Source organism: Corynebacterium sp. LaCa_23 (genome assembly GCF_058182375.1).
The window spans coordinates 2,163,995-2,178,698 of the sequence record NZ_CP190825.1; the positions used below are offsets into that span (position 1 = coordinate 2,163,995).

Consider the following 14,704-nt stretch of genomic DNA (forward strand, 5'->3'; position numbering starts at 1 on the left):
GGCTATTCCTTGCGGCGGCCACTGCGGAGAACGTGACCGCGCAGGGGCTCGACGAGCGCGATGGCGAGGAAGGTCACCGCCCAGCCCACGGCGAGGAAGCTGAAGGAAATGAGGAGCCGTTCGGCGAGGTCGACGCCTTCGTCCCAGACGATGCTCAAGAACATTGTGCCGGCGATGCCGGCACCGAAGAGGAAACCGAAGATACTGAGCGCGACGATGGGTCCCATCACGGCGAGGGTGTTCGTGCGGAATTGGAAGCGGCGCGGCACGCCCATCAGGTCAAGGGAGCGAATGAGTTCTTTGTCCTCGAAGGCGGACGATACTTGGCCGAGGAAGATGGACATGCTGGTCAGCGCGAAGCCGAAGAGCAAGGTCAGGACGACCCCGGTGGAGACGTCTCGGAACACGATGCCCGTTTCTTGTTCTTCTTTCAGAGCGGTGGCGAGGGCATCGGTGCCATTGGGCGAGCCCATCAGGAAGCCGGCGAGGAAGCCGAAGAAGCCGATGGCCGCGCTTTGCCGCCAGGCGCGGCGGGCGTTGGCGCCCACGCGCTGGCAGGCTACGAGGTGCGCGGTGCCGGGGAGCAAAGCCAAAAGGCGCGCGCCGATTTGCAGGAGGTAGGGCGCGACCAGGTTGATGCTCATGATCACGGCGAAGAGCGGGACGGCCATGGAGATTTCGGGTATGCCGGATTGGCCTTTGAGCAGGATACCGCCGATGGCGACAATGAGGAGGAAGGCGATGAGGCGCCACCATCGGAAAGCGGCGGGCATCTGGCGTTTAGCCACGCCGAGGGGGCTGACGCGCACGCGCCACATGCCAGCAAGGGCCGCGGCGAGGGCGAGGAGGAAAAGGACTGCGGCCACCGCGAGGTATCCCCACCAGGGCAGGATGATTTCCTCGAAGGCGACGGGGCGGTCCTGGAATTTCACGTGCGTGAAGACGGGGGCGATGAGCACGCTGATGAGCCAGCCCAGCACGATGCCGATGAGGGCTTGGATGCCGGTCTCCACGGCGGCCATGCGCTCGACCTGGTGGGAGCTTAGGCCCAGCAGGCGGAGGGTGGACAGGCGCTGTTCCCGGCCGGAGGCGCCGAGGACCGCGGCCTGCGCGGTGAGGTTAAAGAGTGCGGGAACGATAAACGCGCAGGCCATGAGCGCGAGGACGAACCAGGGCATGAAGTAGTTTTCCGGGTTTTCGCCGGCGGCGGCGCGCAGGGCGGGCACGGCGTCTTCTGGGTGATGGGCGCGCTGCCAGAACATCCAGGTGCCGCCGGCGACGAGAAAGGCGATGGCAGAACCCAGCGTCAGGCTCACGATGGCCAGCACGCTGACAATGCCCGCACCGGAGCGGGCACGGACGGATTCGCGTTGGAGGCTGAGGACTAGGGTCGCGGTATTCATGGCTGCACCCCCAGGCGGCGGTCATCGTGAATGATGCCGTCGCGGATTTCCACGCGGCGCTGCATCCAGTCCGCCACCTTGGGGTCATGGGTGACCATGACCAGGCTGGCGCCGGATTGGCGCACGGTGGTGGTCAGCATTTGCATGACCTCGTGGCCGGTGGCTTGGTCGAGGGCGCCGGTGGGTTCATCGGCAAAGACGATGCCGGGGTTTGCCACGAGGGCGCGGGCGATGGTCACGCGCTGGGCTTGGCCGCCGGAGACTTGGGCGGGGCGGCGGTCCGCGAGGTCGCCGAGCCCGAGCTGGTCGAGCAGTGACAGCGCCTTCGAACGGGCCGCGCGCCGACCCAGCCCGTTGAGCATCGCGGGCAGCGCCACATTGTCCAGGTTGGTCAGTTCCGGCAAAAGCTGGCCGTCTTGGAAGACGAAGCCGAAGTGGCGGAGGCGGGTGCGAGAGCGGGCGGCATCGGAAAGCGTGGAGATGTCTTCGTCACCGAAGTGGACGCTGCCGTCGGTGGGCGTGAGCACGCCGGACATGCAGTGCAGCAGGGTGGACTTGCCGGAGCCGGAGGGCCCCATGATGGCGACGAGCTCGCCCGGGGTGATGTCCAGGGTGATGCCGGCCAGCACGGGGCCGCCGCCGAAATCCTTCGTGATGTCGTGGAGGGAAAGTGTCTGTGTCATGCTGTTCATTTCACCGTGCCGGGCGTGCTATTCCTACAGCGCTAAGGATACTTTCCCGGTAGTGCTAGCTTTACCCCTGCCTGGGGCGCGCGCGATTAGGCTTGGGGGCGTGATTTTCAGCAAGAAGCAGGCCACCAGCAATGAGGAGCGGCAGGCGCGGGTCATCGCGGAGCTGACGGCCTCGCGCCGCGCGATTGCGGATGCCTACGAGGTAGAACGCGCCCGCATCGAGCGCGATCTGCACGATGGCGCGCAGCAATATTTGGTGGCGGCAAGCATGAAGCTGGGCGAGGCCCTGCTGGATGCCACCGGCGCCGAGGCCGAGCTGCTCACCGCCGCGAAGCAGGACGTGGATCGCGGCCTGCGTTCGCTGCGCGCGACGGTGCACGGCATTCACCCACAGGTCCTCCAGGATCACGGTTTGGTGGCCGCGCTTGCCGATGCCGCCTCCGCCCACGGCCCCCACGTCAGCGTCTACGCCCCACACCCGTTGCCGCGGCTTTCCGCCAGCGTGCTGGCCTGCGGTTATTTCTTCGGCACCGAGGCGCTGACCAATGCCGCAAAGCATGCGCCGGGCGCGCCGGTTTCGGTGCTTATCACCTCGGATGCGGCCCTTCGTATCTCGGTGGTGGATGAGGGCCCGGGCGGGGCGCGGATTGAGCCGGGGCGCGGGCTGGCCGGCATGGCCGAGCGGCTGGCGGCCTTTGGCGGGGAGATGTCGCTGTCCTCGCCGGAGGGAGGCCCAACGCGGGTAAGGTGCACGATTCCGCTCCTTTTGGAGCGCGGGCAGACGGGAGTATCAGCATGAGTGGATTAAGGATTGTGATTGCGGATGATTCCGCGATCCTGCGCGAGGGGCTCGCCGGGCTCTTGGAGCGCCGCGGCCACGAGGTCGTGGGCAGGGCGGGAACGGCGGTGGAGCTGGAGGGGGTCATCGGCAAGCTGAGTGCCCAGTTGCCGGATGTGGTGATAACGGATGTGCGCATGCCGCCGGAGATGGGCGATGATGGGCTGAAGGCGGCGGTGGCGCTGCGCCGCGCCTATCCGGGCCTGCCGGTGATGGTGTTATCGCAGTACGTGGCGCCGGCGTATGCGGTGGCACTGTTTGATTCCCCGGATGCGGGCACCGGGTACCTGCTCAAGGATCGCGTCTCTGAGGTGCGCGATTTCCTGGCCAGCCTGGAGGTAGTGGCCCAGGGCGGCACGGTCATCGATCCGACGGTGGCGCAGGCACTGATGCGCTCTGGGCGCAGCGGACTGGGCGAGCTCAGCCCGCGCGAGCGCGAGGTCTTAGAGCTGATGTCGCGCGGGAAGTCCAATAAGGACATCGCCACCGAGCTGGTGCTCTCGAATGCCGCGGTGGCCAAGCACGTGTCCAATATCTTTACCAAGCTACGCCTGGACCCCAGTGAGGATAACCGCCGCGTGAAGGCGATCTTGCAGTACCTGTCCGCGGCCACCTACGGCGGCTAGCGCGCGGCACGTAGACTGCGGGGTATGCAAAACGTACAGCCAACCGAAGTTCCCGCAGGCGCGCAGCTTATCGATGTGCGCGAAAACGACGAATGGGCCACCGTGCACGCGCAGGGTGCCACCCATATTCCCATGAGTGAGATAACGGGTCGCATCCAGGAAATCAACCCGGACCGCGATATTTATGTCATCTGCCACTCGGGCGGGCGCAGCGCGCAGGTCTGCCAGTACCTGGAACACGCCCTGGGCTGGGACGTTATTAATGTCGAGGGCGGCACCAGCCAGTGGGAGGCGGATGGCCTGCCGGTTATCCGCAATTAATTGGCCTTTACCCATCTTTTAAGATTATGATGATGGTATGTCTTCCACTAATAATTCCGGCATACCCACCTCCCTGCTCGAATCCCCGTCCTTCCAGCTAGAGCGCCTGCGCCGCCGCACCCGCGATGGCGTCGAGGCGGCCCTGCAGACTAAGCAGACCACCATCCGCGAATTCTGGGTGCTTACCTGCCTCGTCGAGGCGGATGCCGCCTCCCAGTCCTTCCTGTCTGAGACCTTGGCCATCGACGCCTCCGATATGGTGCGGCTTATTGATGCCCTCGAGGACCGCGGCTGGGCCAAGCGCGAGCGCGATCCCAAGGACCGCCGCCGCCAAATCGTGGCGTGCACCAAGAAGGGCACCAAGACCCACAAGGACCTGGCGGAGCTCGTCGCCAACGCCGAGGATGATGCGCTCGACGTATCCACCAATAAGCAGCTCAAGCACCTGCGCAAGCTGGCCAAGGCCATCATCGCCGCGGATGAGGACGAGGCATAAGGATGGACGAGCCCGAAGAGTGTAGTAGACCTAGCGTCCCGCAGCAGTACCTCCTGCGCGATCTGGCCCCGCGCCCGCGCACGCTGTGGGACATCATCACCACCACGGCTGAGATTCACCCGGAAGCCGCCGCGCTTGACGATGGCGAAATCATCACCTACGCCGAACTCGTCCACGAGGTCCAACTGTGGGCCACGGAGCTGCACGTCAATGGCGTGCGCCGGGGCGATCGCATCGGCATCCGGATGACGTCTGGCAAGCGGGATCTCTACCTTGCCATCCTGTCCACCCTGGCCGCGGGTGCGGCCTACGTGCCGGTGGACGCAGACGATCCGGATGAGCGCGCGGAGATGGTCTTCGGCGAGGCCGATATCGATGGCCTGTTTAGCGATGACGGCTTCCGCTTCCTGCGCGAACACCCGCGCCACGCGGCAGAGGGCGTCGAGGCCCCGCGGCCAGAAGATACCGCGTGGATCATCTTTACCTCCGGATCCACGGGCAAGCCAAAGGGCGTGGCCGTAAGCCACCGCTCTGCGGCCGCCTTCGTGGATGCGGAGGCCAGCCTCTTCCTCATCGATCATCCCCACGGCCCGCTAGGTCCAGAAGACCGCGTGCTGGCTGGGCTTTCCGTTGCCTTCGATGCATCCTGCGAGGAGATGTGGCTGGCCTGGGGCCACGGCGGCTGCCTGGTCCCAGCCCCGCGTTCCTTGGTGCGGTCCGGCATGGACCTCGGCCCGTGGCTGATTCGCCGCGATATCACCGTCGTCTCCACGGTCCCTACCCTGGCGGGCCTGTGGCCTGCGGAGGCGCTGGATAATATCCGCCTGCTCATCGTCGGTGGCGAGGCCTGCTCCCAGGAATTGGTGGACCGCCTGGCCACCGAGGAGCGCGAGATGTGGAATACCTACGGCCCCACGGAGGCCACCGTCGTCGCCTGCGCGCAACGGATGATCCCGGGGCGCGCGGTATCGATCGGGCTGCCGCTGAATGGGTGGGATTTGGTGGTCATCGATAAGCAGGGCGAGCCCGTTGGCTTGGGTGAGACCGGCGAATTGGTCATCGGTGGCGTGGGCCTGGCCAGCTACCTAGACCCGCAGAAGGATGCGGAGAAATACGCGCCGCTGGAATCCATGGGCTGGCAGCGCGCCTACCGCACCGGCGACCACGTGCGCTTGGAAGAAGACGGCCTGTATTTTGTGGGCCGCGTGGATGACCAGGTAAAGATTGGCGGGCGCCGCATTGAGCTGGGTGAGGTGGACGCGAACGTCGCCGCGTTGGATAACGTCTATAACTCCGCTGTGGCCGTGCAAAAGACCCCCGGCGGCGAATCCGTGCTGGTGGGGTATGTCTCGCTGGAAGATGAGGCGCGCGGTTTTAACCACGGCGTGGCCCACGAGCGGCTGGCGGAGACCATGCCCGCGGCGCTGGTCCCGCGCATCTGCGTGATGGATGAGCTGCCGGTGCGCACCTCCGGCAAGGTGGATAAGAAGGCCCTGCCGTGGCCGCTACCCGGCGTCGGCGTGGAATCGACCACGCTGACAGAGACCGAGAAGTGGCTCGCCGAGCTCTGGGTCGAGACCCTCGGTGTCTCCGTGGAGGATGAGAACGCCGATTTCTTCGACCTTGGCGGTACCTCCCTGGCCGCGGCGACGCTGGTGGGCCACATCCGCGATCGCTACCCCACCGTGGCCGTGCGCGATCTCTATGACCACCCGCGCCTGGGTTCGCTGGCAGAGCTCATCGCCGGCGCCGAACCGCGCCCCGAAGCGGAGCAACAAAAACCGCTGCGTGAGGTCACGCCCGTGGGCGCGAAGACCCGCGTGGCCCAAACGCTGTTGCAGATCCCCGCCATGACGCTGGCGGCGACCACCTGGCTAGCCTGGCTCATGCTGGGCTCGACCGTGGCCTCTGCCTTGGGCGTGGACTGGGCGCAGTCCTTCCCGTGGTGGCTGGTCACCGCGCTGGTTGTCATCTTTGCCACGCCGCTGGGTCGCATCCCCATCGGCGGCTTTGGCGCACGCCTGATTACCGCAGGCATCACGCCCGGCGATTACCCGCGCGGTGGTTCGACCCACCTGCGGATCTGGGCCGCGGAGCGGTGGGCCGATGCCTCCGGTTCGCGCTCGATTGCCGGTGCCACCTGGGTCAATAACTACGCCCGCGCCTTGGGCGTGAAGATGAAGCGCGGCGTGGACCTGCACTCGCTGCCACCAGTGACGGGCCTGCTCACCTTGGGCAAGCACGCCGCAGTGGAACCGGAGGTCGATCTCACCGGCTACTGGCTCGACGGCGACGTGCTCCACGTTGGTGCCATCGATATCAAGGAAGGCGCCCGCGTGGGCGCGCGTTCCACGCTGCTGCCGGGCACCGTGGTGGGCAAGTACGCCCACGTGGAGGCGGGTTCCACCGTCACCGGCCGCAAGAAGATCAAGGACGGCCAACGCTGGTCCGGTTCACCCGCCAAGAAGGTGGGCCGCTCCAAGCACCGCTTCCCATCTAAGCCGCCCAAGCGCCACCCCTGGTGGGTGGCCATTTATGGTGCTACCTCCCTCTTCTTGGCAGCCCAGCCGCTTATCGCGCTTGTCATTGCCGCAATCGTGGATCTGGTGCTGGTTCACGCCACGTCCGGCAATCGCTATATCGGCGCAGTCCTCTTCGCTCCCCTCGCGGCGCTCGTGGCCTTTGCCACCTACATGCTGCAGACCTGGCTGGGCGTGCGCATATTGTCCATCGGCATCTCGCCCGGCGTGAACCCGGTGCGCTCTGCTGCCGGTTGGCGCCTCTGGGCCATCGAGCGCCTCATGGATGAGGCCCGCACGCAGCTCTTCCCGCTCTATGCCTCGCAGCTGACCCCGCGGTGGCTGCGCGCTTTGGGCGCGCGCATTGGCAAGGACGTGGAGATTTCCACCGCCGTGATGATCCCCGCGCTCACGGACGTCAAAGACGGAGCCTTCCTTGCCGATGACACCATGATCGGCGGCTACGAACTCGGCGGCGGTTGGATTCACTCCGGCGAGGCCAAGGTGGGCAAGCGCTCCTTCGTGGGCAACTCCGGCATTACGGCACCCGGGCGCAAGCTCTCCAAGAACTCCCTGGTCGCGGTGCTGTCCTCCACCCCGAAGAAGACCAAGTCCGGCGCCAACTGGTGGGGTTCCCCGCCAGAGCGCATGCGCCGCGTTGCCGCCCAGGTCGATGCCCCCGCCGAGTCCGCCGAGGCCCTGACCTATAACCCGGGTTTCAAGCTCAAGGCCGCCCGCGGCATCGTGGAGACCATGCGCCTGCTCGCGCCGATGTTCTCGGCCATGCTGCTCGCCGCCACCCTGGGGACGCTGTATTACCTGCTTGCCGATGTCGGCTTCCCCGCCACCTGGGCACTTTCCGGCCTCGTGCTCATGGCGATGGGCGCTATCGCCATGGCCGTGACCATCGCCGTGAAGTGGATCTGCGTGGGCACACATAGCGCGGCCGACCACCCGCTGTGGAGCGCCTTCGTCTGGCTCAACGAGTTGCAAGACACCTTCGTAGAGGTCGTCGCCGCCCCGTGGTTCTTCCAGCACACCTACGGCACAGGAGAGATCAACCTGGGTCTGCGGGGCCTGGGAGTGGACATTGGCAAGGGCGCCTGGATCGATTCCTATTGGTTCCCAGAAACCGATCTCTGCCACGTCGGCGCCGGTGCCTCCGTGGGCCCTGGCACCGTGGTGCAGACCCACCTCTTCCAGGACCGCGTGATGAGCCTAGATACAGTCACCATCGAGGCCGGCTCCACGCTCGCCTCCCACTCGGTGGCGCTGCCTGCCTCTCTCATCGGTGCCTCCAGCACCGTCGGCCCCGGCTCGCTGGTCATGCGCGGTGACCGCGTCCCCGACAACGCCACCTGGCAGGGCAACCCCATTGAGCCGTGGGGATAGCCCACGCCTGGATCCGGAGTTATGTAAGCAAAAGACCCCTCCTCAGCCAAGCCGCTGAACGGTTGACCACCACGAGGAGGGGAATACTATACCGAGTATAATCGGACGTGCCGCCTCAATCAAAAATATTTTTAAAGAGCCTTTAAGTTGGTAGCCATGAGTAGTAAACGGATTAAAAAAGAGTGGTTATCAGAAAACAGGTTGGAGCCCTACCTTACAAAAACTGGTGGATCCACAGATAAGGCTTTTGAGCTCTACGAACTCGATCGCCACCTTAGTGCTTCCCTTTTTCATGAGATAGCCTTCATCGAAGTAGCATTACGTAACTCAGTTTCTGGATATCTCAGCTCCGAATACGGAGATGATTGGTATTGCAAGCTCGAGATGGGGTTCGATAAACGGGTTCGAGACAATATCACAGAAGCATGGAATAGCCTGCCAACAGACTTCACCAAGAATACCGAACGAAGCAAAAGGCTGGGAGGACGGGTCATTGCTGCTTCCATGTTTAGAACTTGGACAAATATCCTCGATACAGGAGGCTCCACGGGCTTACCAGCCCCTTTCAACAATGCTGATCATGACAGAATTTGGTCCCGCCAAGCCTTAATTTCTGTCTTTCCAGGTGCGAATTCAGTAGCTCGGAAGAAAGATCCTGAATTTTCCACTCACGGTCTGACCCGTAAGTGGGTTCATTCCAAAATCCTCGAGATAAAGAAAATTAGAAATAGGGTTGCGCATCACGAGTCTGTAGTCCTTCGCGGCATCCCTGTCACGGGCACAGATACTCGATTACGGCCTAGAGAATGCCACGAGGCCTGCCAAGATGTAGCAGCGATGTTGGACCGTGATTTAGCCTCTTACCTCACGGAAAACCTGCCCACAACAGCAATTCTCACCGAGTTGGACACCTTCTACGCAAGTCTAAATAATTCAAACAAATCATAAATTACCCACCTTCCCTAGGCCGCTAAAGCCTAAGTACCAACCCAACGACAGGGAAAGCAGGTCATTGTGTGCCGGGCCTATTAAACCCGAGACACGCTATCTTCTACACGTGGCGGTCCAGCCAATCCACAACGGTATCGAGGGCCTGATCAGCGGCGGGCTCGTTAAATACCTCGTGCTTCTGGCCCTCCCAGTTGATGTATTCCACATCTTCAGAGGAAATGGAGTTGTACCAGTCTTGGGAGAAGTACGGCGGAACAATGCCGTCCTTGGTGCCGTGCATGATAAGCGTCGGCGCGGTGAACAAGTCCGCATTGACGGCATCATAGGTTGCAATAGCACCCAGCTGCAGCGCGGTACCGGCGCTGGTCTTTTGCGCGATGAGCGGGCTGGTAGCGTACTCGTCCTTGACGGCCTGGCTGGTAGAAATGCCCTCCGTGAAGGGGTTCGACAGCATAACCTTCTTGGAAAGCTCCGGCGACTGCGCACCAATGTGGGTCCGGTGCGGGATCAGGTTCTGCGCGTAGTTGGCGTTAAAGCTGGTGATATCCGCCAGCGGCAAGCGCTCGAACAGGGTGGGGTCGAGCTGCTTTTGCACCTCAGAAATCTCTTCTGGCGTGATGGTCTGTCCGGTTGCCTTCTTGCCGGACAGGTTCAACGGCGCACCGCCACCATTGGTGATGATGCCATCGACCTTGCCAGGCTCACGGATGCCGTATGCCTGAACAGTCAGCGAGCCCATGGAGTGACCCAACAGGAAGGTCTTTACATCGGGGTGCTCGCCTTTGGCCATATCGACGACGCGGTCGAAATCATTGAGGATGTACTGGAAGTTATCAATGTGACCCAGCGGCGTGCTGCCAGACGCAGATTTGCCGTGTCCGCGGTGGTCCAGGCGGTAGACGTTGTATCCGGCGTCCAGCAGGCGCTTGGCCACGTAGTCATAGCGACCAGAGTGTTCAGAGACGCCGTGCGCCAATACGACATTGCCGCGCGGGTTTTCAACCAGCTGCTTGCGGTAGTAGATCTTCACGCCTTCACCGTCGTGGCTATCAAAGTAGCCGTCTTCATCGGCAATCTGCTTGTCAGACATCGTCGAACGGCCAAGCACGTCGGTCTTATCGGCCGCTGCCTCCGCGGCTGCTTCGCCGCCACCGGCAAATGCGGTGGCAGTGAGCGTTCCCGATACTGCAATCGGTGCCATGGATACAGCGGTCGCGGTAGCCAAGACACACAGTTTCTTCCTTATCATGTACATACTCCTTAGATGTGGGTTATGCCACGCATACGGGCAAGATGACTCTTAGGTCACCCTAATAGTAGTTTTCCCGGGAACGTAACTCAAGAAGTTTTTATTTATGGCTGCTGATTCTTTAAGCAATAGCCCCCAAATCACGGTCCAGCCACAGTTGAGATTAAGCCACCATTGAAGCCGCAGACACGGCAAAGCGGGAAGACCGCTTATCACGATCTTCCCGCTACAAAAGGCGCTAAGGCTTAAAGCTACTAATCACCAATCTGGTCGCGCCCACGCTTAACAATGTTCGCGTCCGGCTCCCCCACTAATTCATGGTCTTTGTTGGTGTACTCGAATTTCGAGAGCACATAGCGCATCGCATTGACGCGTGCACGCTTCTTGTCATTGGACTTGATAGTAATCCACGGCGATTCTTCCGTATCCGTATAGCGGAACTGTTCTTCCTTCGCGCGCGTGTAATCATCCCACTTATCCAGGGAAGCCAGGTCCATTGGCGAGAGCTTCCATTGGCGCACCGGGTCAATCTGCCGGATAGCAAAGCGCGTACGCTGTTCCTTCCTAGTAACCGAGAACCACAGCTTGGTTAACGAGATACCCGATCCTAAGAGCATGTTTTCTAACATCGGCACCTCACGCAGGAACTCCGCATGCTGGGACTCAGTGCAAAAGCCCATGACCCGTTCCACACCGGAACGGTTGTACCAGGAGCGGTCGAAGAAGACGATCTCTCCCGCGGCAGGGAAATGCTCGATATAGCGCTGAAAGTACCATGACGTGGATTCGCGCGGTGACGGCTTTTCTAAAGCCACGGTGCGCGCACCACGCGGATTCAGGTGCTCATTAAAGCGCTTGATGGTGCCGCCCTTGCCAGCAGCATCGCGGCCTTCAAACAGGATAATGTGGCGCTGGCCGGTTTCCTTGGTCCAGTTCTGCCACTTCAAAAGCTCAATCTGCAGCGAGCGCTTAATGGTGTCATACTCATCGCGCGTCATGCGCTCGTCATAAGGATAATTCTCACGCCACGTTTCCACGGGAGAACCATCCGGCATAATCAGCGACGGATCGTCTTCATCCGCTCCATCGACGACAAAGCCGTCCGTCTTTGCAAGGTCAATCTCAGGGAGTTCGTCGTCTTTAATATCAGCCATGCATTTAGTGTAACCCCATTGCCTACATCTAGCGCGCTGATTACGACGGTTACCCCTGCATACAGGGATATAGAACAAGAAAACGAAAGATGACCTGCCCCAAACGGGACAGGTCATTCTACTTCAGGAGCTTTATAAGCTCACTACTGAAGCGATGTTCTTATGCGAACATGCCGAGCAGCTTGGAAGCAGCGTCAGCGATGTTCAAGAACGGTTCGAACGCCTTGTAGATAGCCTCACCGAAGGTGTAGAGGTTAGAAGCAAAGGAAGAAAGTTGCTCTTGCATTGTGTCTCCTTAAAAAGAATTAAATTAGAATTCGTATACGTTCTGGTGGCTGGAACCAGCGAAGAGCGGGAAGTTGGAGCTTACCGCACCGAAGCTCTCCTTACCAGTGGTGACGAGGGAGTGAACAGCCTCGACAATGTTGTGCCACTGGGTCCAAGTGGTAACAAAGTTGTCCAGGTGAGTCTGGATGGTGGAGATGTCCATATTTGAACTCCTAAAGTACGTCCGAAGCTTTCTGCCCCGGAGGGGTTTGCAGTTTGCAGACACCCTCAGTGGGCGTCACAAGAGATATTTTGGCACAACTTCGATTGAAAGCAAGTCCACTTCGCGGAAAATTTTCGCCTTTTTCAACTTGCACTGAAATGGTCTTGTTTTTTATATAGGTACGCGATGGGATTTATGACGTCCAAGCAAGGCTGTGAGCTGCGATTTTAGTATTCTCGCACAGCGATTTAGTTAATTTCGGGTGAACACTGTAACACTCGAGGGTGCAAATACCGATATAAATAACTCTCCAACGTCTGTAGACCCAGCCAAAATTTTCTTGCGCCTACCGCCCGCTCGAGTACCCACATCGGGGGGCACTGTGACGCATGTGGCTAATGTTATTAGGTAAGGGGACACTTATTTAGCCTCAGTCACCTAGTTTTCGGCGCCCCATGAAGAAACTGTCATGACTCAAGAAAGACGCCAATGACTAGCATTTTCGTCGTTTATGCCGCGATTCAACGAAATTTCATCGTTGCGGTAACACATCGAAAGCACAGAATGCCTTAGACACGCCGAAGCGCCCCTCCATTGTGCGGTATATGCACATTAGAGGGGCGCATTGACACTTAACGTGCCCCACTGAGGCGTTGACGCGTAAATCTCTTATATCGCCTGAGAGGCCTATATAAGGGCTATACGGCAGGCTTTCTAGGCTCTTAGCCTAGAAGCCCATGCCGCCCATAGCGTCAGCGTCAGGCATAGCGTTGTTGGAGCCGGCAGGCTCTGGCTTATCAGCCACAACGGCCTCGGTGGTCAGGAACAGTGCAGCAATGGATGCAGCGTTCTGCAGTGCGGAGCGGGTGACCTTAACCGGGTCGTTGATGCCGGATTCCATGAGGTTGACGTACTCACCGGTGGCGGCATTGAGGCCCTCGCCGGCGGGCAGGCCGGAGACTTTGTCGGCCACGACGCCAGGCTCGAGGCCAGCGTTGTGAGCGATCTGCTTCAGCGGTGCAGACAGTGCCTCGCGGACGATCTTTACACCGGTTGCCTCGTCGCCTTCGGCCTCAATGGAGTCAAGAACGGAAGCGGCCTGCAGCAGGGCAACGCCACCGCCGGCAACGATGCCTTCCTCCACGGCTGCCTTGGCGTTACGCACGGCATCTTCGATGCGGTGCTTGCGCTCCTTGAGCTCAACCTCGGTGGCAGCACCGACCTTGAGCACGGCCACGCCGCCGGAAAGCTTAGCCAAGCGCTCCTGCAGCTTCTCGCGGTCGTAATCGGAATCGGAGTTCTCGATCTCGGCGCGGATCTGCTTGATGCGGCCATCGATCTGCTCCTGGGTGCCAGCACCCTGGACGATGGTGGTCTCATCCTTGGTCACAACGACCTTGCGTGCCTGGCCCAAGTACTCGAGCTCGGCGGTCTCAAGGGAAAGGCCGACCTCTTCGGAGATGACCTGGCCGCCGGTCAGGATGGCCATGTCCTGCAGGGTGGCCTTGCGGCGGTCGCCGAAGCCCGGAGCCTTCACGGCAACGGACTTGAAGGTGCCGCGGATCTTGTTGACCACGAGGGTGGACAGGGCTTCGCCCTCAACATCCTCAGCAATGATCAGCAGTGGCTTGCCGGACTGCATGACCTTCTCCAGCAGCGGAACGAGGTCCTTGATATTGGAGATCTTGGAGGAGACCAGCAGGATGTATGGATCCTCCAGGACTGCCTCCTGGCGCTCCATATCGGTGGCGAAGTAGCCGGAGATGTAGCCCTTATCAAAGCGCATACCCTCAGTAACCTCGAGGTCCACGCCGAAGGTATTGGACTCTTCCACGGTGATAACGGAGTCCTTGTTTACGGAACCGTTGCCCACGGTGTACATAGCCTCGGCGATCTTCTCACCAATTGCTGGGTCCGCAGCGGAAATGCCAGCGGTGGTAGCGATCTGCTCCTGGGTTTCTACTTCCTTAGCGGAAGACAGCAGGGAGTCCACAACCTTCTTGGTTGCGGTCTCGATGCCGCGCTTGATGCCCATGGGGTTGGAACCAGCGGCTACGTTGCGCAAGCCCTCGCGGACGAGTGCCTGTGCCAAAACGGTTGCGGTGGTGGTGCCGTCGCCGGCGACGTCATCGGTCTTCTTGGCAACTTCCTTGACCAGCTCGGCGCCGATCTTCTCGTAAGCATCCTCGAGTTCGATTTCGCGAGCGATGGAAACGCCGTCATTAGTAATGGTCGGTGCGCCCCAGGACTTTTCCAGGACGACGTTGCGGCCCTTGGGGCCGAGGGTGACCTTGACTGCGTCAGCCAGAGTATTCAGGCCGCGCTCAAGGCCGCGGCGGGCCTCTTCATCAAAAGCGATAATCTTTGCCATAGTGTTTGTGCTCCTTGGATTTATTGAGGACGACACTCACGTCTTTCTCGCTGCGGACGCCCGCGACGGCATGGCTGGTGAGTGTGGACCAACCTCAACCACAACGATGGAGATTTATCTAGCACTCATTCTGTGCGAGTGCTAACGACTATTCTGGCACTCTCCTCCCCCGACTGCAAGGTGCAACGCGCTTGCCTCTAGC

General features: G+C 60.9%; 13 protein-coding genes. 6 read left to right on the forward strand and 7 right to left on the reverse strand.

What is annotated here, in order from left to right; genetic code table 11:
• Positions 1-2: 2 nt before the first annotated feature.
• Positions 3-1,403 carry an FtsX-like permease family protein gene (locus ACP8IT_RS10345; RefSeq protein ID WP_490290046.1) on the reverse strand — a complete coding sequence of 467 codons (1,401 nt, stop codon included), beginning with the start codon at positions 1,401-1,403 and terminating at the stop codon, positions 3-5.
• A complete protein-coding gene (locus tag ACP8IT_RS10350; protein WP_490290047.1) occupies positions 1,400-2,086 on the reverse strand; it encodes an ABC transporter ATP-binding protein in 687 nt (228 codons plus the stop codon). The genes ACP8IT_RS10345 and ACP8IT_RS10350 overlap by 4 nt, the downstream gene beginning before the upstream one ends.
• On the opposite strand from ACP8IT_RS10350, the gene ACP8IT_RS10355 reads away from it, so the two are divergent.
• From ACP8IT_RS10355 to ACP8IT_RS10380, 6 genes are all read left to right on the forward strand, one after another.
• Positions 2,085-2,894, forward strand: coding sequence for a sensor histidine kinase (locus ACP8IT_RS10355; protein WP_490290048.1), 810 nt, complete (start codon positions 2,085-2,087; stop codon positions 2,892-2,894). The genes ACP8IT_RS10350 and ACP8IT_RS10355 overlap by 2 nt on opposite strands.
• Positions 2,891-3,559, forward strand: coding sequence for a response regulator transcription factor (locus ACP8IT_RS10360; RefSeq protein ID WP_023029255.1), 669 nt, complete (start codon positions 2,891-2,893; stop codon positions 3,557-3,559). Before ACP8IT_RS10355 ends, ACP8IT_RS10360 begins: the two co-directional genes overlap by 4 nt.
• A gap of 24 nt (positions 3,560-3,583) precedes the next feature.
• Positions 3,584-3,880 carry a rhodanese-like domain-containing protein gene (locus tag ACP8IT_RS10365; protein WP_023029256.1) on the forward strand — a complete coding sequence of 99 codons (297 nt, stop codon included), beginning with the start codon at positions 3,584-3,586 and terminating at the stop codon, positions 3,878-3,880.
• A gap of 37 nt (positions 3,881-3,917) precedes the next feature.
• Positions 3,918-4,376 (forward strand): MarR family winged helix-turn-helix transcriptional regulator, encoded by a 459-nt coding sequence (locus tag ACP8IT_RS10370; protein WP_005284892.1) that lies wholly within the window; start codon positions 3,918-3,920, stop codon positions 4,374-4,376.
• 2 nt (positions 4,377-4,378) lie between these two features.
• Positions 4,379-8,287, forward strand: a complete 3,909-nt coding sequence (locus ACP8IT_RS10375) for a Pls/PosA family non-ribosomal peptide synthetase (RefSeq protein WP_023029257.1) — start codon at positions 4,379-4,381, stop codon at positions 8,285-8,287.
• Positions 8,288-8,443: 156 nt separating this feature from the next.
• The gene (locus ACP8IT_RS10380) at positions 8,444-9,235 is read left to right on the forward strand and encodes an Abi family protein (protein ID WP_023029258.1); all 792 of its coding nucleotides are present in this window, start codon (positions 8,444-8,446) and stop codon (positions 9,233-9,235) included.
• A gap of 103 nt (positions 9,236-9,338) precedes the next feature.
• Here ACP8IT_RS10380 and ACP8IT_RS10385 read toward each other — a convergent pair whose 3' ends face one another.
• From ACP8IT_RS10385 to groL, 5 genes are all read right to left on the reverse strand, one after another.
• A complete protein-coding gene (locus ACP8IT_RS10385) occupies positions 9,339-10,487 on the reverse strand; it encodes an alpha/beta hydrolase (RefSeq protein WP_023029259.1) in 1,149 nt (382 codons plus the stop codon).
• 254 nt (positions 10,488-10,741) lie between these two features.
• Complete coding sequence (ppk2, locus tag ACP8IT_RS10390) at positions 10,742-11,641, reverse strand: polyphosphate kinase 2 (protein WP_023029260.1); 900 nt, start codon at positions 11,639-11,641, stop codon at positions 10,742-10,744.
• Between the two features lie 160 nt (positions 11,642-11,801).
• Positions 11,802-11,927 carry a hypothetical protein gene (locus tag ACP8IT_RS10395; RefSeq protein ID WP_023029261.1) on the reverse strand — a complete coding sequence of 42 codons (126 nt, stop codon included), beginning with the start codon at positions 11,925-11,927 and terminating at the stop codon, positions 11,802-11,804.
• 24 nt (positions 11,928-11,951) lie between these two features.
• Positions 11,952-12,131, reverse strand: a complete 180-nt coding sequence (locus ACP8IT_RS10400; protein ID WP_023029262.1) for a hypothetical protein — start codon at positions 12,129-12,131, stop codon at positions 11,952-11,954.
• A 727-nt stretch (positions 12,132-12,858) separates the two neighbouring features.
• Complete coding sequence (gene groL, locus ACP8IT_RS10405) at positions 12,859-14,502, reverse strand: chaperonin GroEL (protein ID WP_005279471.1); 1,644 nt, start codon at positions 14,500-14,502, stop codon at positions 12,859-12,861.
• Positions 14,503-14,704: the final 202 nt, after the last annotated feature.